Raw genomic sequence first — 25,281 nt, 5'->3', positions numbered from 1 at the left:
TGCATTCATGCCACGCATTGCCAGAGAGCGCGATCGGGTCCTTCGTCGGTCCGCCCGGGTGACCGGGGTGACCGCTTCGGTGACCTCGCTGGCCTATCTGGCCGTGCCGGGCGGCCCAGGTGCGCCGGTGACCCTCCTGGTCGGGGCCCTGCTCGTGCTGATCCTCGGCTGCCAATACGTGCTCGGGCAGAGTGGCGCGCTCCGATGGGTGCTGTGCATCATCGTGCTGGGCAACGCCGCCATCCTCGTTGTGGGATCGAACCACCGGGTCGACGTCGGGCTGACCGGGGTCGAGGAGGCCCTGATCGGTTCACTGGCCGCCGGCGCAATCAGCTGTGTCGCCCCTGTTCTGGTGGTCGGCCCCCAACGCCAACTCGTGCTCTTCGGCGCCTTCGGCGTGACTGCCGCGAGCGTGGCCTTGGTCACGATGTCAGCCGGCGCATCGGTGTTGCCGCTCGCCCTGACGGTGTGCGGCTGGGCCGCCCTGTCGCTGGGCGGGTGGTGGATGGCGCAGAGCGTTCCCCGGGTGCTGCAGCGCGTGGCGGCGATCGGCCGGGCGCACCACGCCGAACGCCACGCCAGCGAACTCGAAGCACAACGCCGGCAGGGTGCCAGGCTGCTGCACGACACCGTTCTGGCCACGCTCACCCTGCTCGCGCATTCGGGGGTGGGCGTCAGTCCCGCGGCGCTCCGGCAGCAGTCCGGCGATGACGCCCACCTGCTGCGCCAGCTGCGCCTGGGGGCCCTGCCCACCCCCAGCCGGTCGGGCGTCTACACCCTGGAACCGGCCAACACGTCGATGCTCGGCAGCACCCTGGAATCGGTCAAACAGCGCTTCGGCCGGATGGGACTCGAGGTGGACTGGCACGGCAGCGGCCAGGTGCTGTTGCCCGCCGACGTGCTCGACTCGTTCCTGCTCGCCCTCGGCGAGTGCCTCGAGAACGTGCGCCGGCACTCCGGCGTCACCAGGGCCGACGTCACGATCTCCGACGATGACACCACGGTGCGTGCGATGGTGACGGATGCCGGTAAGGGCTTCAACCTCAGCGCGGTGAGCACGGAACGGCTCGGCTTCGCCGAGTCCGTGGTGGCGCGGCTGCGCGATGTCGGCGGCACCGCGCGGCTGTTCTCCTCGCCGGGCTCTGGCACCACCGTCGTGCTCGAGGTGCCCAAATGAGCGCGGGCACGGCGCAGACGCCGGCATCCGCACCCCGCCCCAACCCGTCATCCGCGCGTGCGCACAAACAGCTCCTCGACGAGCAACGCGACGAACGTCGGCGCACCTTCCGACGGCCGCAGCGCACCGTCAACACCACCAGGGCCAACCGCACCGGGCTCGGCAGCCGCCACCTCGGCCTGGGCATCTCACTCAGCGGCGGGTTCTTCGCCCTCTTCCTGCTCTGGCGGTTTGCCGTGCAGTGGGACCGCTACCCCAACCCGCTGCCGACCCTGGCGGCCTGGATCGTGCTTCTGGTCGCCACCGTGGCGACCCTGATCGTCGTCAACAGGCTCGCCGACCGGATGCCGACCTGGATGTTCCTCACCGTCCTGGCCATCGGCGAGATCGTCGTGGGGCTCGACCTGGCCGGTTACGGCCGTGGCGACGCTGTCGACACCTATCCCACCGCGGCCGCCGCAGTGGGCGCCTTCTTCGCCATCCTGGTTTCGGTGCGGCGCGGGCGCGAGATCGTGGCCGCCACCCTGGTCCTCGGCGCCGTCATCGCCGCCGGCTCCCTCACCGCGGCCCGAGACAATCCGCAGGTCCTGGTCCCGGCGATCCTCACCATCAGCCTGTGCGTGTTCCCCCCGCTGCTCGGCGTGTCCATCGTGCGCGGCTTCCGCCGCATGGTGCAGCGCGAACTCGACCTGGTGCTGGTGCAGAGCACGATCAGCCAGCCCTCCTCCGCGGTGGGCATGCTCGCGTCAGAGGAACTCGCCCGCATCGACCTGGACGCCGAGACCCTGCTCGACGACGTCGCCACCGGGCGCACCGCGTTGCCGCTCAGTCCCGCGAAGTCTGCCGCTGCGGCGACCCTGGCCACCCAGCTGCGACTGCACCTCATCGAGGGCCGCAGGGAAACCTGGCTGCACCACGCGCTGACCGAGTCCGAGTTCCTCGGCCCGGCCGTGAATCTCGATGACCCGGCCGGGCTCGCCGGGGAACTCTCGCCAACGCAGCGCGACGCCCTGCTGTTGGCGATTTGGCTTCTGATCAGCGACACCGACGGCGCAGAACCGACGGTTTCGCTGGTTTTCGGGCCCTTAGGCCGTACCGGCGGGCACTCGATCGGTGAGATGCTTCGGTTTCCGATCAAAATGATCATCGAGGGGGTGCCACGGCGACGGGTGGACCCTGAGACGTGGCAAGCTATCCGAGTAGTCGGCCCTCACATCGATTCGGTGCGAAGTGGGCAGCTCCACGTCGACATCGAATGCAGTATTGACAATCCTGCGGACGCCTGACCGTGCATTGTGCACGGTCTCGCTCCGACAGGGAAAAATGCAACAGGAGGCAGCAGTGACGAACACAGCAACGACGCTCATCGACAATCCCATCCGGTTGGCTTTGGTCGACGACCACCGGATGCTCCTGGGAGCGTTGACCGAGTGGATCAGGGGCGCCGCAGACGACATCAACATGGTCGCGGCCGTGACCACCTGGCCCGAGCTCCTCACCCACCCGGAATTCCCGGTCGACGTGGTGCTGCTCGACCTGGACCTCAAGGACAACATCCCGGTCTCGCTCAAGATCTCCACCCTCAAGACCGCCGGCGTGAAGACGGTGCTGATGAGCACATACTCCGAGCCCGCCCTCGTGCGTGAGGCTCTTGCCGCCGGCGCCCTGGGGTACCTCGTCAAGACCGAGGAAGCGACCACCATCGTGGAAGCCATCCACGCCGCTCACATCGGGGAGTCCTACATCTCCGCCGAGCTCGACCTCGCCCTGCACGCCGGGGCCGCCGGCAGCTCACCGCGGCTGAGCGCACAGGAGCGCCGGGTCATGGCGCTGTACGGCGCCGGCGAGCCGGTCAAGGCCGTCGCGCACCAGCTCGGCATCTCGGAGGAGACGGCGAAGTCGTACCTCAAGCGGATCCGCGAGAAGTACCGCCTCGCCGGCTTCGACGTGGGCACCAAGGTGGCGCTGCGAAAGCGCGCCATCCACGACGGCATCCTGCTGCAGTCGGACTGAGCCGACGAGGGAGAACCGGCGTGCGGCCTCGGCCCACGCCGGTTTTGTGTGTCCGGGCTCAGCTCGGGCTGATCACGCTGATCAGCTGCGTGCCGTATGGCACGTCGACTCCGCGCCGCCTGCGGCTCCGGTCGATGGCGAAGGTGACGACGGCCAGGGCCACCCCCAGCACGCTCAGGCCCAGACCCACCCAGATGGGCGCGAGATAGCCCAGCCCCGCGGCCACCACCACCCCGCCGAGGTAGGCGCCCAGCGCGTTGCCGAGGTTGAGCGCGGAGTGGTTCAGGGCGGCGGCGATGGACTGGCTGTCGTGGGCGACATCCATCAGCCGGGTCTGGATGGTCGGCGACAGCGCCGAGGCCGCCCCGCCGACCAGGAACACGCCGATCAGCAGCCCCGCCAGGGTTGCTGCCGAGAAGGCCAGCAGCAGCAGCGCCGCGATCATCACCCCGAAGAACAGGTACATCGTGCGCCGCACGCTGCGATCGGCGAGGGCGCCGCCGACGAAGTTGCCCGCCGTCATGCCCAGGCCCACCACCACGAGCACCAGCGGCACCGCGAGGGCAGGGAGCCCAGTGACCTCGATCACCAGCGGCGCCACGTACGTGTAGACGGCGAACAGTCCGCCGAAGCCGACAGCGCCGATCAACAGCGCGAGCCAGACCTGCAGCCGGCCGAAGGCGCGCAGTTCGCTCCGCATGGTGGCGCCCGAATTGCCGTTCTGGAACGGCACGGCCACGATCACAGCGACGAAGGTCATGGCGAACAGCGCCGCCACCGCCAGGTAGGCGGTGCGCCAGCCGGCGACCTGGCCAAGCCAGGTGATCGCCGGCACGCCGATGACGTTGGCGATGGTGAGGCCGGAGAGCACGATGGCTACGCCGCGGGCCCGCTTGCCCGGCCCCATCAGCTCGGCCGCGACCAGCGACGCGATGCCGAAGTAGGCGCCGTGCGGCAGGGCGGCGACGAACCGGGCCACGAGAACCAGGCCGAAGGTCGGCAACAGCGCGGACGCGATGGTGGCCAGGGTGAAGCAGGCCAGCAGCACCAGGAGCAGCTGCTTGCGCGGCCACCGGGCCGCGGCCGCGGCGATCGTGGGGGCGCCGACGACGACGCCGAGCGCGTACGCGGAGATGAGCCAGCCGACCTGGGCGTTGGCGGCATCCGGCGACGACGCGTGGAGGCCGGGCAGGAGGTCGGCGGCCAGGTTGGGCAGCAGTCCCATCGCCACGAATTCAGTCGCGCCGATCGCGAAGCCGCCGAGGGCGAGAGCGAGGAGCGCAAGACGGATGCGGGCCGGCGACAGGCGCGCCACCCCATCGGAGAGTGAAGGCATCGGACCAGACTACGGGGAGGCCGTGTCGGTACCGTGTCCGAGCACCATCCGGTCGCTATCCGTCACGAGCCGATCGCGAATGCGGTTCCGTAGAAATTCACAATCAGCGCGGCGATTCCCAGCCCGGCCATCCACCATGCGGACTTCCCGTTCATCAGCCGGAAGAACCCCCACAGGACAGACCCGAGCACGATGCCAATCGGACCGAAGGTCGCCAGGGACAGCAAGAACCCGAGAACGGGACCTGGCAGGGTCGATTCCAGCGCCCCATAGCCGAGGAAGCTGCCGAGGAAGCCGGCAAGAATCGCGGCGAAGGACAAGACGATGTTGCCCAACACGACGACGATGACCTCCCAGACCGGAATCTTATGAACGATTTCCTGGCTGCTGGGGGATGTCATCCGGTGGTCCGATCTAGTCGTCAGATTCCTCGAGCGCCTGCTCGAGTCGGTGAATCTTAGCGTCGAGTTCGCCCTCGTAGCCGGGCCGGATGTCGGCTTTGATCACGAGCGAGATCCGTGAGCCGAACGGCGCCACAGCCTCGGTTGCTCGTTTCACGACATCGAAGACGTCGTCCCACGAGCCTTCGATCTCGGTGAACATGCTTGTCGTCCGGTTGGGCAGGCCGGACTCGCGGACCACCTTCACGGCGGCGGCGACAGCGTCGTGCACCGAATCGGTCGGGCCGCCGGAGGGGGCGACAGAGAATGCGACAAGCATGATTACTCCTTGATGATCGAGCGGTGCCACGCGGCACCTGGGTTGCCGGCGGGGACGACTGCCTCACCGGTGGTGCTGCAGAGCCGCCAGATGCGGCCGACCATCCAGCCCAGCAGCACCAGCTCCAGCACGTTCCGAGCCGTCAGTACCAGCACCAGGGCCGGCTCGGTGGCCAGCAGGTAGTTGTAGAAATACGGGTAGACCACCTGGGTGAGTGCCGCCATCGCAAGCGCGACGAGCGCGGGGGCCCGCCAGGCCCGCGGCGACGCGACCAGGCCGAGGATCAGCGGACCGGCCAGCCAGGTCATGAACTGCGGTGACCCCACCTTGTTGGCCGCGATCAGGGTGAGCACCAGGGCGAGCAGCAGCGGCGGGAAGAGGGCCGCCGCGGCGGCCCCGGCCCGCTGGGCGCGCCAGCCGATCAGCAACACCAGGCCCACGCACACGGCCAGCAGCGGGGTCAGCAGCGCTCCGGCCAGGTCGGTGCCGGGCCCGATCACCTGGTAGGTCAGGATCTGCTGGTCGTAGTAGACCACAGCGCCCGGGATGCCCAGGGCCGACTGCACCAACCACCACGACGCCACCGGCGACTCGATCTGGATGCCCCGGTTGGTCTGCTCGGTGACGAAGCTGAGGATGGTCAGTCCGCTGCCGGCCACGAGGGCCGCGCCGATGATCAGCGCGGAGGTGCCGGCGAAGACGGCGAGCACCTGCCACCGCCGCTTCGACGCCACCATCAGCGCGATGATCGCCGCGACCGGCCAGACCTTGATCCAGGTGGCGATGCTCAGGAGCACGGCCCCCCAGAACGGCCGGGTGCGCAGCACCAGCAATCCGGTGATCGCCACCGCCGCTGTCACCGCGTCGATCCGGGCCAGGGCGACGGGGCCGAGCAGCAGCAGGAACACCAGCCACCACCAGGCGGCCAGGCAGGCCGCCCGGCCGGGCCGGCGGCCGAGCAGCACGGCGAAGGCGGCAGCATTGAGCACGGTGACCAGGCCCAGCCAGGTGAGCGCGTAGAGCGGGGCGCCGAAGACGAGGGACGCGAGGATCGGGGCGAGCGCCAGGATCGGGTAGACGAAATCAGTGTCGATGCCCAGCCTGACGGCGCCGGAGGTGGTGCCCTCCGCCCAGCCCAGGTACACCCTCTCCACGTCGCCGAGCGGCCAGCCGACACCGCTGAGGTTGAGGGCGATGAGCACAGCGTGCACGAGAGCGAAGCCGCACCACAGCGCGACGGGGCGGCGCAGGAAAGCCGGCAACACGCTCGGGGCTGCGGGCTGGGATTCGGGCACGCTCCACTGTGACACACCTGTGCCGGATTCCCCCGGATCGGGTCAGCCCAGGGGGTCGGTCAGAGTTGGGTGGCTCAGCCGAGCAGGTCAGCGATCGTCGCCGGTACCGCCAGGGCCACGTCGAGCGCCACCAGAGGTCCGCCGCCGGAAGCCCGGTGGGCCGCCGCGCCGTGCAGGAACGCCGCCGTGGCGGCGAGCGCGGCGAGGGCGTCGGCATCCGCCTGGATGCGGGCGGAATTCGTGGCCAGCAGGGCACCGAGGATGCCGGCGAGCACGTCGCCGGAGCCTGCCGTCGCCAGCCAGGTGGGGGCTCCGGACACCGTCAACCGGATACCGGACGGAGAGGCCAGGTGGGTCACGCTGCCCTTCAGCAGCACGGTGACGTCGAGCAGGCCGGCCGCCCTGATCGCCCACTCCCCCGGGTCGCCGGCGATCTGGTCGACGGTGACGGTCTCCCCCGAAAGGCCGAGCAGCCCGGCCAGTTCCCGGTAGTGCGGGGTGATCAGTCTGGGCCCGGTACCGGTGCCGACCAGGTCGAGCGCACCGGCGTCCAGCACGGTGGGCAGGCCCTGCCGCAGCGCCTTCTGCAGTTGTTTGGTCGTCTCGGCGCTGCGGCTGCCCGCTGCCATGCCGGAGCCGAGCAGCCAGGCCTGCACCCGGCCGTCGACCGTCACGATCTCGGGCCGGCGCTGCATGACCAGGGCGCCCACCCGCCTGGGGCCGAGGTAGCGCAGCATGCCCACCCCGGTGCGGCTCGCGGCCTCGACGCCGAGCACCGCGGCACCCGGGTACTCGGTGGAACCCGTGCGCATCCCGAGCACACCGCGACTGTACTTGTCGTCGGCCGCCTGCGGAACCGCGATCCAGTCGCGCGCCTGCGCGGCCTCCCATTCGAGCCATCGTCGTGGTTTCGCCATGCACTCACGATAGGTTGTTTCGGTGTCCGATATCTCCGCCGCCCCGTCCTTCCTCGCCACCGACGCCGCCACCCCGGTTTCCCTCTTCGACCCGATCAGCCTGCGCGGAGTGCGCATTCGCAACCGGCTCTGGGTCGCGCCGATGTGCCAGTACTCCGTCATGGAGCGGAACGGGGTGCCCACCGACTGGCACCTCGTGCACCTGGGCTCGATGGCTGCCGGCGGGGCCGGGCTGATCATCACCGAGGCCACCGCCGTGAGCCCGGAGGGGCGCATCACCGACCGGGACACCGGCATCTGGAACGACGTGCAGGCGGCAGCCTGGATGCGCATCGTCGACTACCTGCACGGGCAGGGCGCCACCGCGGGCATCCAGCTCGCCCACGCCGGCCGTAAGGCGTCGACCTGGCCGGCCTGGGGCGCCGCCGAGCGTGGCACTGTGCCCGCCGACCAGGGCGGCTGGCCCACGCTCGCTCCGTCCGCGATCGCGTTCCCTGGGTACGCCGAACCGGTCGCCCTCGACCTGGCCGGGATCGAGACCGTCATCGCCGACTTCGCCACGGCTGCCGCACGCGCTGTGCGCGCCGGCTTCGACGTGCTCGAGCTGCACGCCGCACACGGCTACCTGCTGCACCAGTTCCTCTCGCCGCTGAGCAACCTACGCACCGATGAGTTCGGCGGGTCGCTCGAGAACCGGGCCCGCCTGCTGTTGCGCGTCGTCGAGGCGGTGCGCGCCGAGGTGGGCGAGGGCGTGCCACTGCTGGTGCGGTTCTCCGGCACCGACTACGCCGTCGACGGTTGGACGATCGAGGAGACGGCTGTCGTCGCCGGTTGGGCCGCGGCGGCCGGAGCAGACTTCTTCGACGTGTCCTCCGGCGGCAATGTCACCGGCGTGCACATCCCCCTCGCGCCCGGCTACCAGGTTCCGTTGGCGCAGTTCGTCAAAGACCACGCCGACGTGCCGGTGAACGCGGTCGGACTCATCACGACGGCCGAGCAGGCCAATGACATCGTCGCCTCCGGCGCCGCGGACGCGGTCATGCTCGGCCGGGAGTTCCTGCGCGACCCGCATTTCGCCCTCCGGGCCGCCGCCGAGCTGGGCGTACCGCTGGACTACTGGCCGGGCCAGTACCTGCGGGCCCCCTGGCCGGACGCGTAACCGCCCTCCGGCCAGGTGCCGGTCACGACCGGGTCAGCCGTCCTGCGCGACGCAGAGGATGTTCCCCTCCGAGTCCTTGAACCAGGCGGCACGTTCCCCGCCGGTGGTGGCGATACCGTTCTCGGTCTTCAACCCGGGCAGGTCGTATTCCTCGAACACGACCCCCGCTCCCCGCAGCCGGTCGACCTCGGCCTGAACGTCGGGGGTCGCCCAGAGCAGGGCGGTGTTCTTGGCCGTTCCCGCGTTCTCGGTTTCATACATCAACACCGCGGCGCCCGACGGTGTGCGGTAACGCAACTCGCCGTCGCGCTCCTCGGCCGGCTCCAGGCCCAGCTTGTCCCTGTAGAACGCCTTGGCCCGGTTGAGGTCCCGGGCCGGCAGTACCGCGGCGGCTTCCAATTGACTCAACATGAGACACCCCATTTCCTTCCTTTTCTGCCGAACAGGGTACGCCGGGCGGCCCAGGCCAGCGAGGGGCACCGGCCGCCCGGAGGGGGTGGGCAGGCGCGGCGGCTACCCTGAAGGGATGACCCACCCGACACAATCAGCCGACATCCGCCTCATCGCCAGCGACATGGACGGCACCCTGCTCGACGCCGACGGGCAGGTGCCCGAGCGGTTCTGGCCGTTGCTGGAGAACATCCTGGCGGCCGGGATCCTATTCTCCCCCGCCAGCGGGCGCCAGTACCAGACCCTCGAGGCCGTGTTCGGTGACCGCGACGGCCTGGTCTACATCGCTGAGAACGGCACCAACATCGTGCAGGACGGTGTCAGCATCGCCATGGAACCCGTCGTGGGCTCGATCATCGCCCCCGTGGTGGACTGGGTGCGGAGCAGCATCGCGGCCGGGGCCGACCTGGGCATCGTGGTGTGCGGGGCCGGCTCCGCCTACATCGAGCGGGCCGACGAGGAATTCGTCGCCCAGGTGCGCCCCTACTACGCGGCCCTGACCGTCGTCGACGATGTCACGGTGGCCGCCGCGGGCGACGACGTGCTCAAACTGGCGATCTTCGACCGGGGCCGGGCCGAGACCCGGACCGGGCCCGCCGTGATCGCACTGGGGCTTCCCGCCGACGTCGTCATCTCCGGCGACAACTGGGTCGACATCATGCGGCCGGGGGTCAACAAGGGAAAGGCGTTGCTGCACCTGCAACGCCACCTCGGCATCAGCCGGGAGCAGACGATGGCCTTCGGCGACTACCTGAACGACGCCGAGATGCTCGACGCCGCCGGGCACTCCTACGCCGTCGCGAACGCCCACCCGAGCATCCGGGAACGCGCCAGGCACCTGGCGCCGTCGAACCTCGACGAGGGCGTCATCACCAGCATCCTCGCCGCCCTCCCGGCGCTCGCACCGGCCGCCGCCTAGATTCGCCTAGAGGCGCCTCGTGGCGTCCTGCACCTCACCGACCAGTTCCTCGATGATGTCCTCGAGGAACAGTACGCCGGTGGCGTCGCCCGTCGCGGTGAACGTGCGGGCCAGGTGCGCGCCGGAGCGGCGCATGGTGGCGAGCGCATCCTCGAGGTCGGTGTCCTCGAAGATCGACACCAGCTGGCGGATCAGTTTGGCCGGGATCGGGTCCCGGTACCCGTTGCTCCCGGTGTCGACCGGGTCCACGTTCAGTCCGAGCACATCCTTGAGGTGGATGTAGCCGACGGGTTCACCGCCGTCGTTGTCGAGCACGTACCGCGAGAAGCCGTGCCTGGTGACGGCCTTCTCCACGTCGGCCGGCGTGGCCGCTTCGGGCAGGCTGACCAGCTGGTCCAGCGGCACCGCGATGTCCCTCGCCTTGCGGGTGGTGAATTCGAAGGCAGCCGTGAGCGCGCCGGAGTCGTCGGTGAGCACACCCTCCCTGGTGGACTGGGTGACGATGGTGGCGACCTCGTCGAGCGTGAATGTGCTCGTCGCCTCGTGTTTGGGCGCCACACCGAACAGGCGGAGCACGCCGTTCGCTGTGGAGTTCAGGGCCACGATCACGGGCTTGACCAGGCGTCCGAAGAACACCAGCGGCGGGGCCAGGATCAGCACGGCCTGGTCGGGGATCGAGAACGACAGGTTCTTGGGCACCATCTCACCGAACACCACGTGCAGGTACGACACGATCAGCAGGGCGATGATGAAGGCGATCGTGCCGATGGCCTCCTCGGGCAGCCCGGTGAGTTCCAACGGGATCTCGAGCAGGTGGTGGATCGCCGGCTCCGACACGTTCAGGATCAGCAGCGAACACACCGTGATGCCCAGCTGGGAGGTCGCCAGCATCAGGGTGGCGTGCTCCATGGCCCACAGCGCGGTCTTGGCGCTGCGCTTGCCGGCCTCCGCGAGGGGTTCGATCTGCGAGCGGCGCGCTGAGATCACGGCGAACTCGGCGGCGACGAAGAACGCGTTGCCGAGCAGGAGCACGAACAGCCAGCCGATCCCGGCCCAGTCGTTCATCGACGGCCCTCCTTGGAGTCATGGGCTGAGGAGTTCACTGCTGCCTTCTGGATGGTGCGCACGGCGCCGGTGGCCGGCTGGCCGGGCGGGAGGGGGTCCGGGGTGTAACGCAGGCGGTCGATGCGGCGCCCGTCGAGCCGTTCCACCCGCAGCTCGCCGGTGCCGATGCGCACGATGTCGCCGACCACGGGTAGCCGTCCGAGTTCGCTCATCACGTATCCGGCGACGGTTTCGTATGGCCCGTCGTCCGGCACGCTCAGGCCGGCGCGCTCGGCGAGCTCGTCCGGTCGCAGCATGCCGGGGAAGGTGAGGGAGCCCGGGGACCGCACGATGCCGGCCCTGGTGCGGTCGTGCTCGTCGGCGACCTCGCCGACGAGTTCCTCGACGAGGTCCTCGAGGGTGACGACACCGGCCGTTCCGCCGTATTCGTCGACCACGACGGCCATCTGGAAACCGCGACCGCGCAGCTCGCCGAGCAGGCCGTCGAGTTTCATGGTCTCCGGCACCCGGAGCGCCTCCGACTGCAGGGCAGACACCGGCACCGCCGAGCGTCGCTGCCTGGGCACGGCCACGGCCTGCTTGACGTGCACGATGCCGACGACGTCGTCGGCGTCTTCGTCGATGACGGGGAACCGCGAGTACCCGGTCTGGCGGGTGAGGTCGATGACCGCCTGGGCGCTGGCGGTGCGCTGAATGCTGGCGACCCGGGGGCGCGGCGTCATGACGTCGGATGCGGTGTGCCCGGAGAACAGCAGGGTGCGATGCAGCAGGGTGGCCGTGTCGGCCTCGAGCAGGCCGGCGCTGGCCGACCGGCGCACCAGCGAAGAGAGTTCCTCGGCGGTGCGGGCCCCGGAGATCTCTTCCTTGGGCTCGATGCCGACGGCGCGGAGGAGGCCGTTGGCGCTTTCGTTCAGCACCGTCACCGCTGGCTTGAACACCGTGGTGAACACGGTCTGGAACGGGATGACGAACTTGGCGGTCTGGATCGGCAGCGCCAACGCGAAGTTCTTGGGCACGAGCTCACCGATGATCATCGAGATCAGGGTGGCCAGCACGATGGCGACGGTCGAACCCACCACGGGAACCACAGCGGCGGGCACGCCGATGAGGGCCAGCGGGCCCGCGAGCAATGAACTGATCGCCGGCTCCAGCGCGTACCCGGTGAGCAGGGTCGTGAGGGTGATGCCGAGCTGGGCGCTGGAGAGGTGCGTGGAGGTGATCTTCAGCGCGGCGATGGTCATCGCCAGGCGGGTCTCCCCGCGGTCCCGGCGCGCCTCGAGATCGGAACGGTCCAGGTTGACCAGCGCGAATTCGCTGGCCACGAACAGGCCAGTGCCCAGGGTCAGAATCAGGCCGACCCCGAGCATGATCCACTCATACACGGGCAGCACCGCCGCTGGTCACTGGCGAGGGTTTATGGTCGGGTGAATTCGCAGAAGGGGGGTCGTCCATTAGAGGGTCAACTATACCGGCAGTACCTGGGCGAATTCACGTGTGAGTCACCAGGAAACCACCAGCGCCTTGCCCTCTTCGTACCCGGCCGCCGACTGGATTCCGACCTTGGCCCGGTCGTGGAATTCGGCGACGCTGGCCGCTCCGGCATAGGTGAACGAGCTGCGCACCCCCGAGGTGATCATGTCGAGCAGGTCTTCGAGCGAGGGGCGCAGCGGGTCCAGGTAGATCTTGGAGCTGGAGATGCCCTCGGCGAACAGGGTCTTGCGGGCCAGCTCGTAGGCGTCGAGCCTGTCGAAACGCTGCTGCACGGCCTTGGTCGACGCCATCCCCCAGCTCTCCTTGTAAAGGGCTCCGGATGCGTCGGTGTCCAGGGTGCCCGGCGCTTCGATGGTGCCGGCGAACCAGGAGCCGATCATCACCGAGGCGGCGCCGGCGGCGAGCGCGAGCGCCACGTCGCGCGGGTAGCGCACGCCGCCGTCCGCCCAGACGTGCGCGCCGAGCTTGCCGGCGGCCTCGGCGGTTTCGAGCACGGCGGAGAACTGCGGGCGGCCGACGGCCGTCATCATGCGGGTGGTGCACATCGCGCCGGGTCCCACACCCACCTTGATGATGTTCGCGCCGGCGCCGACGAGGTGCTCCACGGCGTCGGCGGTGACCACGTTGCCCGCCACGATGGGGATGCCCAGCTTCAGGGCGGAGACTGTGCGCAGGGCCCGGAGCATGCCGTCCTGGTGGCCGTGCGCGGTGTCGAGCACGAGCACGTCGACCCCGGCGGCGGCCAGCGCGCGGGCCTTGGCGGCGACGTCACCGTTGATGCCGACGGCGGCGGCGACCAGAAGCCGGCCCGACCTGTCGACGGCCGGCTGGTAGAGGGTGGAGCGCAGGGCGCTCTTGCGGCTGAGCGTGCCGATCAGCTTGCCGCGCCGCAGCACCGGCGCGAAGTCGAGGTCCGCGGCGGTCATCACGTCGAACGCGCTGCGGGGGGTGTCGATGTCTTCGGCGTCGAGCGAGGCCAGCGGGCCGTGCAGCAGATCGCCGAGGCGGGCATCCGGCAACGCCGACGCGAGCCTGGCCGCGTCGATGCAGCCCAGGTAGGTCTCGTCGCCGTCGTGGATGACCAGGCCCTGACCGGTGACCGGCGGAACTTGACGCAGCGCGTCGGCCACGGTGGCGTCAGGGCCGAACACGAACGGGGTGTCGAACTGCACGGGCTGCGACTTCACCCAGCGGATGGCGGCATCCAGGTCTTGCAGGTGCATGTCCTGTGGCAGCACACCGAGACCGCCGCGCCGGGCGAGCGACGCCGCCAGGCGGGGTCCGGTCACCGAGTTCATGTTGGCCGACACGATCGGGATCGTGGCCGCTGTGCCGTCTCCCGGAGCGAGTGACACGTCGAGCCGGCTGTTGATGGCCGACTGGCTGGGCACCAGGAAGACGTCGGAATAGGTCAAGTCGTGGCGGGGTACCGCTCCATAGAACTGCATGTTTTTAACGCTAGTCCCCGCAAAGCCGTACCGGTGCAGCACCTCGATGGGATTAGTCTTGATATCAACACACTGACCCGGCGGTTGTGATCGCCATGGACAATCAGAATCAACGAAGAGAGTGGGCGATCAGCTGTGTCGAACCAGTTGACCGGCGGTGGGTCCGAAGAAACGGCCTCTGCTGAATTCGGAGCCAACGAATGGCTCGTAGACGAATTTTACGAACGTTACCTCATCGACAAGAACTCGGTGGATCAGTCCTGGTGGCCGATCCTGGACAGCTACCACCAGAGCGCGACAGCGTCCGAGCAGCCGGCGGGAACCGCGCCGGCCTCCGAGGGCGCCGCGGCGAGTGACGCCCCCGCCGCCGCCGAGGTGCCGCCGCTGGCTGAGGAGCCGGCGACGCCGACAGCCGAAGCGCATCCGATCACGGCGCCGATCCCCGTTCTCGGTGGTCCGCGCACGGCCCGCACCACGTCGATCGCACCCAAGCCGGAGCCGGTACCCGCCGATGCCCCGATCACCAACCCGCAGCCCGTGCTCGGCGCCACCGCGCCCACTCCCCCGCAGGATGTCGTCACCCCGCTGCGCGGCATGGCCAAGAGCCTCGCGGCCAACATGGCCACCAGCCTCACCGTGCCCACCGCCACGAGCGTGCGCACCATCCCGGCGAAGCTGCTCATCGACAACCGCATCGTGATCAACAATCACATGAAGCGTGCTCGCGGCGGCAAGGTGTCCTTCACCCACCTGATCGGCTGGGCGCTGATCCGGGCGCTCAAGATGTTCCCCAGCCAGAACGTCTACTACGACGAGCTCGAGGGCAAGCCCTCCGTGATCGCCCCCGCGCACGTGGGACTGGGCATCGCGATCGACCTGCCCAAGCCCGACGGCACCCGGTCGCTGATGGTCCCGGCCATCAAGCGGGCCGACACCATGACCTTCGGCGAATACCTCACCTCCTACGAAGACCTCGTCGGCCGCGCCCGCAAGGGCAAGCTCACCGCCGATGACTTCTCGGGCGCCACGGTCTCGCTCACCAACCCCGGCGGCATCGGCACCGTGCACTCGGTGCCGCGGCTGATGAAGGGCCAGGGCTGCATCATCGGCGCCGGCGCGCTGGACTACCCGGCCGAGTTCATGGGCGCGAGCGTCAAGACCCTCACCAGCCTGGCGATCTCCAAGACCATCACCCTCACCAGCACCTACGACCACCGGGTCATCCAGGGCGCAGGCTCGGGCGAGTTCCTCAAGATCGTGCACGAGCTGCTCATCGGCCAGCACAACTTCTACGAAGACATCTTCGCGGCGATGCGCATCCCGTACGACCCCATCCACTGGGCGCCGGACATCAGCGTCGACCTGGCCAGCGCCGTGGACAAGACCGCGCGGGTGCAGGAACTGATCAACGCCTACCGGGTGCGCGGCCACCTGATGGCCGACATCGACCCGCTGGAATACCAGCAACGCACCCACCCCGACCTCGACATCGCCAGCCACGGCCTCACCTTCTGGGACCTGGACCGCGAGTTCATCACCGGCGGCTTCGGCACCAAGCGCACGATGCTGCTGCGCGACATCCTGGGCGTGCTCCGCGACTCTTACTGCCGCACCACGGGCATCGAGTACATGCACATCCAGGACCCGGCCCAGCGCAAGTGGGTGCAGGAGAAGATGGAGAAGACCTACGTCAAGCCCACCCACGACGAGCAGATGCGCATCCTCGGCAAGCTCAACGAGGCGGAGGCGTTCGAGACCTTCCTGCAGACCAAGTACGTCGGCCAGAAGCGGTTCAGCCTCGAGGGCGGCGAGTCCACCATCGCCCTGCTCGACCAGATCCTGCAGGGCTCGGCAGAGGCCGGCCTCGACGAGGTCTGCATCGGCATGGCCCACCGCGGCCGGTTGAACGTGCTCACCAACATCGCCGGCAAGACCTACGGCCAGATCTTCCGCGAGTTCGAGGGCACCCAGGATCCCCGCAGCGTGCAGGGCTCAGGCGACGTGAAGTACCACCTCGGCACCGAGGGCACCTTCCGCGGCGGGAACGGCGAGGAGGTGGCCGTGTACCTGGCCGCCAACCCGTCCCACCTCGAGGCCGTCGACGGCGTGCTCGAGGGCATCGTGCGCGCCAAGCAGGACCGCAAGCCCATCGGCACCTTCTCGACCCTGCCCGTGCTGGTGCACGGCGACGCGGCCATGGCCGGCCAGGGCGTGGTGCTGGAGACCCTGCAGATGTCCCAGCTGCGCGGCTACCGCACCGGCGGCACCATCCACCTGGTCGTCAACAACCAGGTCGGCTTCACCACGCCTCCCGGCGAGGGCCGCACCTCGGTGTACTCCACCGACGTGGCCAAGACCATTCAGGCGCCGATCTTCCACGTGAACGGCGACGACCCCGAAGCCGTCGTGCGGGTCGCCGAACTGGCGTTCGCCTACCGGCAGGAATTCAAGCGCGACGTCGTCATCGACCTGGTCTGCTACCGCAGGCGCGGCCACAACGAGGGCGATGACCCCTCCATGACGCAGCCGCTGATGTACAACCTGATCGAGGCCAAGCGCAGCGTCCGGAAGCTCTACACCGAGGCGCTGGTCGGACGTGGCGACATCACCCAGGCCGAGTTCGAGGCGGCACACGCCGACTTCCAGGACCGCCTGGAACGGGCGTTCCTGGAAACGCACGCCGCCCAGACCTCGTCGATCCCGATCATCACCGGCGCCGAGGCCGCCGCGGCCGCCAACCGGGGCCTGTCGGGCTCCGGCGTGCCGGACGACGCCGTCGGCGAACCCGAGACCACCGGGGTCGCCGAGAGCGTCGTGCACCTGATCGGTGACACCTTCAACAACAAGCCGGCCGGGTTCACCGTGCACAACAAGCTGCAGCAGCTGTTGCAGAAGCGCCTGGACATGAGCCGTAACGGCAACATCGACTGGAGCTTCGGCGAACTGCTCGCGCTCGGATCGGTGCTGCTCGAGGGCACCCCGGTGCGGTTCGCCGGCCAGGATGCCCGCCGCGGCACCTTCGTGCAGCGCCACGCCGTGCTGCACGACAGGGTCAACGGCCAGGAGTGGCTGCCGCTGGCCAACCTCAGCGAGAACCAGGCGCGCTTCTGGATCTACGACACCCTGCTCAGCGAATACGCGGCCATGGGCTTCGAATACGGCTACTCGGTGGAGCGGGCCGACGCCCTCGTGCTCTGGGAGGCCCAGTTCGGTGACTTCGCGAACGGCGCCCAGACCATCATCGACGAGTTCATCTCTTCGGCCGAGCAGAAGTGGGGCCAGCGCTCCAGCGTCGTGCTGCTGCTCCCGCACGGCTACGAGGGCCAGGGTCCCGACCACTCGTCGGCCCGGATCGAGCGCTACCTGCAGATGTGCGCCGAGAACAACATGACCGTCGCACGGCCGTCGACGCCCGCGTCGTACTTCCACCTGTTGCGCCGCCAGGCCTACATGCGGCCGCGCCGCCCGCTGATCGTCTTCACCCCGAAGTCGATGCTGCGGCTCCGCGGCGCCACCAGCCCGGTCGCGGACTTCACCTCGGGCAAGTTCGAACCCGTCCTCGACGATCCCCGCGAGTTGGACAAGTCGCAGGTGAAGCGGGTGCTGTTCATGGCCGGCAAGCTCTACTACGACCTGTTGGCCGACCTCGAGAAGAACCCGAACCCCGAGATCGCCCTGGTGCGCCTGGAGCAGTTCTACCCGCTGCCCGGCGCCGAGCTGAAGCAGGTCGCCGAGCAGTACCCGAACGCCGAACTCGCCTGGGTGCAGGACGAGCCGGAGAACCAGGGCGCCTGGCCGTTCTTCTACCTGCAGACGAACAAGCTCGGCACCCGGCCGATCCGCCTGTTCTCGCGGGCATCGTCGGCCTCCCCCGCCGCCGGCTCGGCCAAGCGGCACGCCGCCGAGCAATCCGAGCTGATCAAGAACGCGCTCACCCTCTAGGCAGAATCCGCACGAAGAAGGGCCGCACCCCCGCCGGGGTGCGGCCCTTCTGTGCTCTCTCAATCCGCTGTGCACCGATGACTGGCCCACATTCGCTAGTGCGGGAGGCTCCCCGACTAGCAAAACTGGGCCACTCATGCTGGGCGCGGTCGAGCCCGCCCGTGACTGGCCCGTTTTTGCTAGTGGGGAGGCTCCCCGACTAGCAAAAACGGGCCAGTCATGAAATCGGTCAGAGGCGCTCGCGGGGTTCGGCGGTGGCCAGCTTGCTCGGCCACCAGATCTTCGCCCCGATGTCGTGAGCCAACGCCGGTACCAGCAGCGACCGCACCACGAAGGTGTCCAGCAGCACCCCGAAGGCCACGATGAACGCGAGCTGCGCCAGGAACAGGATCGGCAGCACCCCGAGGGCGGCGAACGTCGCCGCCAGCACCAGACCGGCCGAGGTGATCACGCCGCCGGTCGCGACGAGTCCGCGCAGGATCCCGGTGCGGGTACCGAACCGGATCGATTCCTCCCGCACCCTGGTCATCAGGAAGATGTTGTAGTCGATGCCGAGCGCCACCAGGAAGACGAAGCCGTACAACGGCACCACGGGGTCGGCGCCAGGGAAACCGAGCACGCCGTCGAACACCCAGGAGGACACGCCCAGCGCCGCGGCGAAGGACAGCACCACGGTGGCGATCAGCAGCACCGGGGCCAGGATGGACCGCAGCAGGAGCATCAGGATCACCAGGATGACCCCGAGGATGATCGGGATGATCAGGTTGCGGTCGTGGATGGCGGTGTCGGTCGTGTCGACGGCGATCGCCGTCGTGCCGCCGACCAGCACCGTCCCCGCCACGTCGTCCAGGGCCACCCGGAGCTCCCGCACTGTGGCCTCGGCGGGTGCGGAGTCGCCCACGTCGGTGAGCGTGGCCTGCAGCATGACGTCGCCGTCGATCACGGTCGCCTCGCCCACCGGCGTGCCGGGAGGGCCGAACGCCTGCACGCCGTCCGCCGTCACCGGCAGCGACCCGCTGACGGAATCCTCGGAGAGCACCGTGACGGAATCGACCCCGTCGTTGGCCAGCAGCACGTCGGTCATCGCCTGCAGTTCGGCCTCCGGCCCGACCACGACGGCCGGGGTGCCGGAGCCGCCGGGGAAATGCTCCCCGACCACGGCCTGGCCGTCCCTGGCCTCGGAGCTGCCGAGCACGAATTCACTCTGCGAGACGCCGTCCGCCTTGAACTGGAACGCCCCGATCGAGGCAATCGCCAGCAACACAGTGCAGGCGATCCAGATGAGCCGGGCCCGCCGGCTCACCAGCCGGGCCAGCCACGGCCAAACGCCAGTGGCGTTCGCGCCGTCCAGTCCGGGGTGGGCGGAGCCGAGCTTGGGACGTACCGGCCAGAACGCGGCGCGGCCGGCCCACAGCATCAGCGCCGGCAGCAGGGTCAGCGCGGCGAGGAGCGCGAAGCCGATGCCGATGGCCGCGACGGGGCCCAGCGCCTTGTTCGAGTTGAGGTCGCTGAACAACAGGCAGAGCAGGCCCACGATCACGGTGCCGCCGGCGGCGAGGATCGGCTCGAACGAGCCGCGCAGGGCCACCAGGGTCGCATCCCACTTCTTCTCGTTGTCACGCAGCGCCTCCCGGAACCTGGCGACGTAGAGCAGCGAATAGTCTGTGGCCGCACCGATCACCAGGATGAACAGGATGCCCTGGGTCTGTCCGGTCAGGATCAGCACGTCGGCGCTGGCCAACGCGACCACCACCAGCACGGAGGCGCAGAGCGCCGCGAGGCTGGTGAACAGCACGAGGAGGGGAAGCAGCGGCGACCTGTAGACGATCACCAGGATCACCAGCACGGCAGCGAGGGCGGTGAGCAGCAGGATGCCGTCGATGCCGGCGAACGCGCCGGTGAGGTCGGCGATCAGCCCGGCCGGTCCGGTCACATAGGTGTCTACGCCGTCGATCGGGTTGTCGGCGAGGTACGCGCGGATCTCCTCGACGGTATCTGCGGGTTTGATCTGGGTGTCCAGCGTGAGGATGGCCTCGGCCGCCTCGCCGTCGTCGGAGAAGATGGCCGGCGACACACTCTCGGTGACGACACCGTCCAGCTGCGCGAGCTCGGTGACCTGAGCGCTGATCGCGGTCTGGTCGGCCTCGGTGAGGCCGCCGCTGCGCTCGTAGACGAGCACGCCGGGCAGCACGTCGTCACCGCGGAATTCGGCCTGCAGGGCCTGCACCTTGGTCGCGTCAGCGCTGGCGGGGAGTTGCTGCACCTGGTCGTTGGTGGACACGTCACTGATCCGGCCGAAGGAAGCCCCACCCGCCCCGAACATGACGAACCAGACCAGGATCAGAGCCGTCGGGATCAGGATGCGCAGCCACAGGGGAACCCGGCTGCCCGGCCCGGACCGTCGGGTCCGGCGTGCAGGAGCGGGTGGTGGTGCGGGGGCAGTTGTCTTCATCACACCTGCGAGGATATGCCCGCGCGGCACGGGTCGGCGTCGTCCGAAAGTTTGAAGATCCACGCCGGCAGAGACACGAAAACGGCGGCACACCCAGCAGAGCTGGGATGTGCCGCCGTCGATCCGGGAAGCCCGGGCTGCCGTTACGCCTTGCGACGGCCTACGGCGAAGCCGTAGATGAGCAGAACGATGATGGATCCGCCGATGGCCAGGAGCCACGTCTGGATGGAGAAGAAGTCCTCGAGCGGGGCGCCGAACAGCGCGCTACCGAGGAATCCGCCGAGCAGTGCGCCGACAACGCCGAGCAGAAGGGTGATGAACCATCCGCCGCCCTGGTTGCCCGGAAGGATCAGCTTGGCGATGGCGCCGGCAAGGAGGCCGAGAAGAAGGAATCCGAAAAACCCCATGGAGTGTCTCATTTCTGTTGGTGTTAGCTACTGCTGGTGTTGGGTACTGCTGGTGTTTCGGACGTGCTGTGCTCGTCCGACCGGGCTCTGACGAGCCGGCTTGATTACGCGGCCGGAAGCCTAGGCGACGTCGTTGTCGTCGGGCTCCTCGGCCACGTAAATATCTGTGATGGTCACGTTCACCGTTGACACGGCGATTCCCACCAGGCCTTCGATGGCGCCGGTGACGGCGCCGCGGATCTGATCGGCCAGGGCCGTCAGGGGCACCGGGTAACCGGCGACGAGGGTGATGTCGACGGCGACGTCGTTGTCACCCATCGTCACGGAGATCCCGGGATTGACCTCGGCGTTGCCGATGGCGTCCAGGATGGCGCCGAGCGCCCGGGTCGGCATGGTGCCCAGAGTGTGCACGCCGGGGATCTCCCGCACGGCGAGGCCGGTGACCTTGGCGATCACGCCATCCTTGATGGTCGTGACGCCCTCGCCCACCCGCTCGCCGGCACCGTCGGTGACCTCGCCGGCGTTCGCCGGCAGGGTGGTCGCCGCGTTCGGCAGCTCGGGGGTATTGCTGGACATCAGTGGGGCTCCTTGGTCGACCTCGATGAGGGCAGAATCTGCATCGTCTTAGTTACGACGCGACCAACCGCTGATTCGTCACGCAATTCGCAGGAAAGTTTTTCGTCGCTGACGCTCTACACTGATCTGGTCCCACCCGTTCCCGAGACTGGAGACGCCATGAGCACCACCACGAAGCCCACCGTGGAACTGGCCGCCGTCGTCGAGCAGGTTCCCGGCGTCGACGAGCTGTACCCGGCGACGCCCATTCTGACCACCGTCGTCAAACAGGTGGTCGGGGCGCTCACGGCGAAGCCGACGAGCCCGGAGCTGGTCACCCTCACCGAGACCGACGAGGGCCTCACGGCATCCGTCGCCATCGGGATCTCGGACGTGGACGCGGCGACGGAGGTCTGCCGCAGGGTCTACGACACCATCGAGGAGTACTTCGTCGCGTCCGGCGACCCTGCCGTGACGTCGATCGAAGTGAAGGTGGCGCGAATCGGCTAGTGCCGGTTCCCGGCTAGTGGGCTGACTGGATGGCGCGCAGCCGCAGCAGCACCTGGTCGCGCAGATCCTCTGGTGCGGTCTCCTTGCAGGCCCGCTGCATCACGTCGGTGAGGGTGCGCCCCACGTGGTGCTCACTCCGGCAGTCCGGGCAGTGCTCGAGGTGCTCACGAATGTCGATGGCGTCCTCCTTGCGGAGTTCGTTGTGCAGATACTCTTCGAGTTCGGCCTTGGCCTTCTCGCAACCGCAATCGGTCATTTTCCTGTGCTCCCGGATTTCTTCTTGCTCGGTACGCCCTGGCCGAGGCCGCGCTCGAGGGCGTAGCCGGCCAGCAGTTCGCGTAGTAGGCGGCGGCCGCGGTGCAGGCGGCTCATCACCGTTCCGATAGGTGTTTTCATGATTTCGGCGATCTCCTGGTAGGAGAAGCCTTCGACGTCGGCGAAGTACACCGCCAGGCGGAAGTCCTCCGGGATCGATTGGAGGGCGTCCTTGACGGCGCTGTCCGGCAGGTGGTCGATCGCTTCGGCCTCGGCGGAGCGGCTCGACGTCGCCGTCGTCGACTCCGCACCGCCCAGCTGCCAGTCCTCGAGGTCGTCGATGGTGCCCTGGTAGGGCTCGCGCTGCTTCTTGCGATAGGTGTTGATGAAGGTGTTGGTCAGGATCCGGTAGAGCCACGCCTTGAGGTTGGTGCCCTGCTCGAACTGCTTGAACGACGCGAACGCCTTGACGAAGGTCTCCTGAACCAGGTCCTGCGCGTCGGACGGGTTTCGCGTCATGCGCATCGCCGCTGCGTACAGCTGGTCGATGAACGGCATGGCCTGTGCTTCGAACAGGTCCCGCATGTCAGTCGTATCTGTTGTCATCACGGGCAATTCTAAGCCGTTGACATCGCGGGGCGCCGCGAGCGTGCGTTCCATGAGCATGGATGCTGGCACCCGTGACCTCCTGTGTACGATGCTGTGAATCGGCAATCCCGACTATTCTGATAACCGATGTTGATCTCGAGATATTCCAAGCCGGAGTTCGATCCATACGGCGACAGCTCGCCTGAGGAGACGGATGCCCTCTGGGCGGCCCCCGTCGCGCCGCGAGCGCTGGCCGCCACGCTGTCGCTGCCCGGCTCCAAGTCGCTGACCAACCGCGAACTCGTGCTCTCCGCCCTGGCCGACTCCCCCTCGCTGCTCCGTGCCCCGCTGCACTCGCGGGACAGCGACCTCATGGTCGCCGCTCTCCGGCAGCTCGGCACCACGATCGAGGCCGTCGACGGCGACGGCGACGGCGAATACGGCAGCGACCTGCGCATCACCCCCGGCGAGCTGTTCGGCTCCACCACCATCGACTGCGGCCTGGCCGGCACCGTGATGCGGTTCCTGCCGCCCGTCGCCGCGTTAGCCCTGGGCCCAACCACCTTCGACGGCGACGCCGGCGCCAGGCGCCGGCCCATGTCGACCACGATCAGCTCGCTGCGGGCCCTCGGCGCCGACATCAACGACGACGGCCGGGGCGCCCTGCCGTTCACCGTGCACGGCACCGGCGGCCTCGACGGCGGCGAGGTGACCATCGACGCGTCCGCGTCGAGCCAGTTCGTCTCCGGGCTGCTGCTGGCCGCCTCGCGCTTCACCGACGGCCTGAACCTGCGTCACGCGGGCGAGCGCCTGCCGAGCCTGCCGCACATCGAGATGACCATCGCCACCCTCGCGGCGCGCGGCGTCACCGTGACCAGCCCGGAGGTCGGCGTCTGGAACGTCGCGCCCGGCCCCATCCACGGCGCCGACGTGCACATCGAACCCGACCTGTCCAACGCCGCGCCGTTCCTCGCCGCGGCGCTGGTGGCCGGCGGCACCGTCACCATCACCGGCTGGCCGGCCTCGACCACCCAGGTCGGCGCGCACCTGGCCGAGCTGCTGCCGCTGTTCGGCGCCACCGTCACCGTCGACGGCGACAGGCTCACGGTCGCAGGCACCGGTCGGATCACCGGGGTGGAGATCGACCTGTCCACCGGCGGCGAACTGGCCCCCACCCTGGTGGGCCTGGCCGCGCTGGCCGACTCGCCAAGCACCATCACCGGCATCGGCCACATCCGCCACCACGAGACCGACCGCCTCGCCGCCCTGGCGACCGAGATCAACAACCTCGGCGGCCACGTCACCGAGCTGCCCGACGGCCTGTCCATCGAACCGCGGCCGCTGCACGGCGGCACCTGGCACAGCTACGACGACCACCGCATGGCCACCACCGGCGCCCTGATCGGCCTGGTCGTGCCCGGCGTCGAGGTGGAGGACATCGGCACGACAGCCAAGACCCTCCCCCAGTTCGCCGAGCTGTGGCACGGCCTGTTCACCGGGTTGGGCACCGAGTGACGTGGTGGTCGACCCCGGACGACGATGAGCCGGAGTACGACGAGTCCAGTGTGCGGATCCGCCCGGGGCGCAAGGGCACCAAGCCGCGCACCAAGACCCGGCCGGAGCACGGCGACGCCCTGACCGGACGCATCCTGTCGGTCGACCGTGGCCGGTACACCGTGATGCTCGACGAGAACGAACCCACCGAACGCCGGGTCACGGCCGCGCGGGCCAGCGAGCTGCGCAAGCACGCCGTTGTCACCGGCGACAGGGTCGACATCGTCGGCGACACCACAGGCGCCCAGGGCAGCCTGTCCCGCATCGTGCGCATCGTTCGCCGCGAGACCCTGCTGCGCCGCAGCGCCGACGACACGGATGCCGTGGAGCGCGTGATCGTCGCCAACGCCGACCAGATGCTCATCGTGGTGTCCGCAGCGAACCCGGAGCCGCGCATCCGCCTGGTCGACCGCTACCTCGTCGCCGCGTACGACGCCGGGGTCTCCCCCATCCTCTGCATCACCAAGACCGACCTGGCCGACCCCGCCGAGTTCCTCAGCAATTTCGCCGGCCTCGACCTGCCCGTGTTCCAGAGCCGCGACGACGCCATGCCGCTCGAGCAGATCTCCGCCGCCCTGGTGGGGCACGACACCGTCTTCGTGGGCCACTCCGGTGTGGGCAAGTCCACGTTGGTGAACGCCCTGGTGCCAGACGCGCACCGCGCCGTCGGTGTGGTGAACACCGTCACCGGCCGGGGCAGGCACACCTCCTCGTCGACGATCTCACTGCGGCTGCAGACCGAGGCCGGCCGCGGCTGGGTCATCGACACCCCGGGCGTGCGCTCCTTCGGACTGGGTCACATCAACACCGACAACATCCTGCGCGCCTTCACCGACCTGGCCACCATCGCCGAGAAGTGCCCGCGCGGCTGCACCCACCTGCCCTCCTCGCCCGACTGCGCCATCAACGAGGCCGTCGCGGCCGGAACCCTGGGTGAGACCGGCAAAGCCCGTCTGGACTCCCTGCAGCGCCTCCTGGCGACCTTCGCGGCCGCACCGGCGCACCGTCCGGGTGAGAACTGACCGGGT

23 protein-coding genes are annotated in these 25,281 nt (G+C 69.0%); 9 read left to right on the top strand and 14 right to left on the bottom strand.

Annotated elements, in window-relative coordinates; genetic code table 11:
• Positions 1–7 precede the first annotated feature (7 nt).
• From ACEN2M_RS14845 to ACEN2M_RS14835, 3 genes are read left to right on the top strand one after another with little or no spacing between them, the layout of a single operon-like run.
• Positions 8–1,177 (top strand): sensor histidine kinase, encoded by a 1,170-nt coding sequence (locus tag ACEN2M_RS14845; protein ID WP_441648911.1) that lies wholly within the window; start codon positions 8–10, stop codon positions 1,175–1,177.
• Entirely contained in the window at positions 1,174–2,463 is a 1,290-nt protein-coding gene (locus ACEN2M_RS14840; RefSeq protein WP_441648910.1) for a hypothetical protein, read from the top strand. Before ACEN2M_RS14845 ends, ACEN2M_RS14840 begins: the two co-directional genes overlap by 4 nt.
• Positions 2,464–2,518: 55 nt before the next feature.
• Positions 2,519–3,190 carry a response regulator gene (locus tag ACEN2M_RS14835; protein WP_441648909.1) on the top strand — a complete coding sequence of 224 codons (672 nt, stop codon included), beginning with the start codon at positions 2,519–2,521 and terminating at the stop codon, positions 3,188–3,190.
• A gap of 58 nt (positions 3,191–3,248) precedes the next feature.
• Here ACEN2M_RS14835 and ACEN2M_RS14830 read toward each other — a convergent pair whose 3' ends face one another.
• The 5 genes from ACEN2M_RS14830 to ACEN2M_RS14810 form a co-directional block, all read right to left on the bottom strand.
• Complete coding sequence (locus ACEN2M_RS14830; RefSeq protein WP_441648908.1) at positions 3,249–4,526, bottom strand: MFS transporter; 1,278 nt, start codon at positions 4,524–4,526, stop codon at positions 3,249–3,251.
• A 62-nt stretch (positions 4,527–4,588) separates the two neighbouring features.
• Positions 4,589–4,927: a hypothetical protein gene (locus tag ACEN2M_RS14825; protein ID WP_441648907.1), complete on the bottom strand. Its 339-nt coding sequence runs from the start codon at positions 4,925–4,927 to the stop codon at positions 4,589–4,591.
• Positions 4,928–4,940: 13 nt separating this feature from the next.
• On the bottom strand, positions 4,941–5,246 hold the full coding sequence (locus ACEN2M_RS14820; RefSeq protein ID WP_441648906.1) for a thiamine-binding protein: 306 nt from the start codon (positions 5,244–5,246) through the stop codon (positions 4,941–4,943).
• A gap of 2 nt (positions 5,247–5,248) precedes the next feature.
• Complete coding sequence (locus ACEN2M_RS14815) at positions 5,249–6,541, bottom strand: glycosyltransferase 87 family protein (protein ID WP_441648905.1); 1,293 nt, start codon at positions 6,539–6,541, stop codon at positions 5,249–5,251.
• Between the two features lie 74 nt (positions 6,542–6,615).
• Positions 6,616–7,458 (bottom strand): ADP-dependent NAD(P)H-hydrate dehydratase, encoded by an 843-nt coding sequence (locus ACEN2M_RS14810; RefSeq protein ID WP_441648904.1) that lies wholly within the window; start codon positions 7,456–7,458, stop codon positions 6,616–6,618.
• 22 nt (positions 7,459–7,480) lie between these two features.
• On the opposite strand from ACEN2M_RS14810, the gene ACEN2M_RS14805 reads away from it, so the two are divergent.
• A complete protein-coding gene (locus ACEN2M_RS14805; protein ID WP_441648903.1) occupies positions 7,481–8,617 on the top strand; it encodes an NADH:flavin oxidoreductase/NADH oxidase in 1,137 nt (378 codons plus the stop codon).
• 33 nt (positions 8,618–8,650) lie between these two features.
• Here ACEN2M_RS14805 and ACEN2M_RS14800 read toward each other — a convergent pair whose 3' ends face one another.
• On the bottom strand, positions 8,651–9,028 hold the full coding sequence (locus ACEN2M_RS14800) for a VOC family protein (RefSeq protein ID WP_441648902.1): 378 nt from the start codon (positions 9,026–9,028) through the stop codon (positions 8,651–8,653).
• A 115-nt stretch (positions 9,029–9,143) separates the two neighbouring features.
• On the opposite strand from ACEN2M_RS14800, the gene ACEN2M_RS14795 reads away from it, so the two are divergent.
• Positions 9,144–9,986: a Cof-type HAD-IIB family hydrolase gene (locus ACEN2M_RS14795; RefSeq protein ID WP_441648901.1), complete on the top strand. Its 843-nt coding sequence runs from the start codon at positions 9,144–9,146 to the stop codon at positions 9,984–9,986.
• A 6-nt stretch (positions 9,987–9,992) separates the two neighbouring features.
• Here ACEN2M_RS14795 and ACEN2M_RS14790 read toward each other — a convergent pair whose 3' ends face one another.
• The 3 genes from ACEN2M_RS14790 to ACEN2M_RS14780 all read right to left on the bottom strand — a co-directional run bounded on the left by ACEN2M_RS14790 (position 9,993) and on the right by ACEN2M_RS14780 (position 13,990).
• On the bottom strand, positions 9,993–11,051 hold the full coding sequence (locus ACEN2M_RS14790; RefSeq protein ID WP_441648900.1) for a hemolysin family protein: 1,059 nt from the start codon (positions 11,049–11,051) through the stop codon (positions 9,993–9,995).
• Positions 11,048–12,418 carry a hemolysin family protein gene (locus ACEN2M_RS14785; protein ID WP_441648937.1) on the bottom strand — a complete coding sequence of 457 codons (1,371 nt, stop codon included), beginning with the start codon at positions 12,416–12,418 and terminating at the stop codon, positions 11,048–11,050. Before ACEN2M_RS14785 ends, ACEN2M_RS14790 begins: the two co-directional genes overlap by 4 nt.
• Positions 12,419–12,550: 132 nt before the next feature.
• Positions 12,551–13,990 (bottom strand): GuaB1 family IMP dehydrogenase-related protein, encoded by a 1,440-nt coding sequence (locus tag ACEN2M_RS14780; RefSeq protein WP_441648899.1) that lies wholly within the window; start codon positions 13,988–13,990, stop codon positions 12,551–12,553.
• A 135-nt stretch (positions 13,991–14,125) separates the two neighbouring features.
• Between ACEN2M_RS14780 and ACEN2M_RS14775 the strand changes: the two genes are divergently transcribed.
• Positions 14,126–17,932, top strand: coding sequence for a multifunctional oxoglutarate decarboxylase/oxoglutarate dehydrogenase thiamine pyrophosphate-binding subunit/dihydrolipoyllysine-residue succinyltransferase subunit (locus ACEN2M_RS14775; protein WP_441648898.1), 3,807 nt, complete (start codon positions 14,126–14,128; stop codon positions 17,930–17,932).
• Positions 17,933–18,161: 229 nt separating this feature from the next.
• On the opposite strand, the gene ACEN2M_RS14770 is transcribed toward ACEN2M_RS14775, so the two are convergent.
• From ACEN2M_RS14770 to ACEN2M_RS14760, 3 genes are all read right to left on the bottom strand, one after another.
• A complete protein-coding gene (locus tag ACEN2M_RS14770) occupies positions 18,162–20,384 on the bottom strand; it encodes an MMPL family transporter (RefSeq protein ID WP_441648936.1) in 2,223 nt (740 codons plus the stop codon).
• A 143-nt stretch (positions 20,385–20,527) separates the two neighbouring features.
• A complete protein-coding gene (locus tag ACEN2M_RS14765) occupies positions 20,528–20,791 on the bottom strand; it encodes a GlsB/YeaQ/YmgE family stress response membrane protein (protein WP_088455336.1) in 264 nt (87 codons plus the stop codon).
• Between the two features lie 120 nt (positions 20,792–20,911).
• Positions 20,912–21,367, bottom strand: a complete 456-nt coding sequence (locus ACEN2M_RS14760) for an Asp23/Gls24 family envelope stress response protein (protein ID WP_441648897.1) — start codon at positions 21,365–21,367, stop codon at positions 20,912–20,914.
• 159 nt (positions 21,368–21,526) lie between these two features.
• Between ACEN2M_RS14760 and ACEN2M_RS14755 the strand changes: the two genes are divergently transcribed.
• Positions 21,527–21,856, top strand: coding sequence for a hypothetical protein (locus ACEN2M_RS14755; protein ID WP_441648896.1), 330 nt, complete (start codon positions 21,527–21,529; stop codon positions 21,854–21,856).
• A 13-nt stretch (positions 21,857–21,869) separates the two neighbouring features.
• On the opposite strand, the gene ACEN2M_RS14750 is transcribed toward ACEN2M_RS14755, so the two are convergent.
• Together ACEN2M_RS14750 and ACEN2M_RS14745 are read right to left on the bottom strand one after the other, a co-directional pair.
• A complete protein-coding gene (locus ACEN2M_RS14750) occupies positions 21,870–22,112 on the bottom strand; it encodes a zf-HC2 domain-containing protein (protein WP_441648895.1) in 243 nt (80 codons plus the stop codon).
• Positions 22,109–22,717 carry a sigma-70 family RNA polymerase sigma factor gene (locus ACEN2M_RS14745; protein WP_441648935.1) on the bottom strand — a complete coding sequence of 203 codons (609 nt, stop codon included), beginning with the start codon at positions 22,715–22,717 and terminating at the stop codon, positions 22,109–22,111. The genes ACEN2M_RS14750 and ACEN2M_RS14745 overlap by 4 nt, the downstream gene beginning before the upstream one ends.
• Positions 22,718–22,846: 129 nt before the next feature.
• On the opposite strand from ACEN2M_RS14745, the gene aroA reads away from it, so the two are divergent.
• Together aroA and rsgA are read left to right on the top strand one after the other, a co-directional pair.
• Positions 22,847–24,214 carry a 3-phosphoshikimate 1-carboxyvinyltransferase gene (aroA, locus tag ACEN2M_RS14740; RefSeq protein WP_441648894.1) on the top strand — a complete coding sequence of 456 codons (1,368 nt, stop codon included), beginning with the start codon at positions 22,847–22,849 and terminating at the stop codon, positions 24,212–24,214.
• Positions 24,211–25,275: a ribosome small subunit-dependent GTPase A gene (gene rsgA, locus ACEN2M_RS14735; RefSeq protein ID WP_441648893.1), complete on the top strand. Its 1,065-nt coding sequence runs from the start codon at positions 24,211–24,213 to the stop codon at positions 25,273–25,275. Before aroA ends, rsgA begins: the two co-directional genes overlap by 4 nt.
• Positions 25,276–25,281 lie beyond the last annotated feature (6 nt).

The sequence above is a fragment of the Cryobacterium sp. W22_MBD10_FK3 genome, from assembly GCF_052113745.1.
Classification (GTDB): domain Bacteria; phylum Actinomycetota; class Actinomycetes; order Actinomycetales; family Microbacteriaceae; genus Cryobacterium.
The sequence above is the reverse complement of the archived record's forward strand: the minus strand, read 5'-3'. Positions and strand labels throughout refer to the sequence as shown.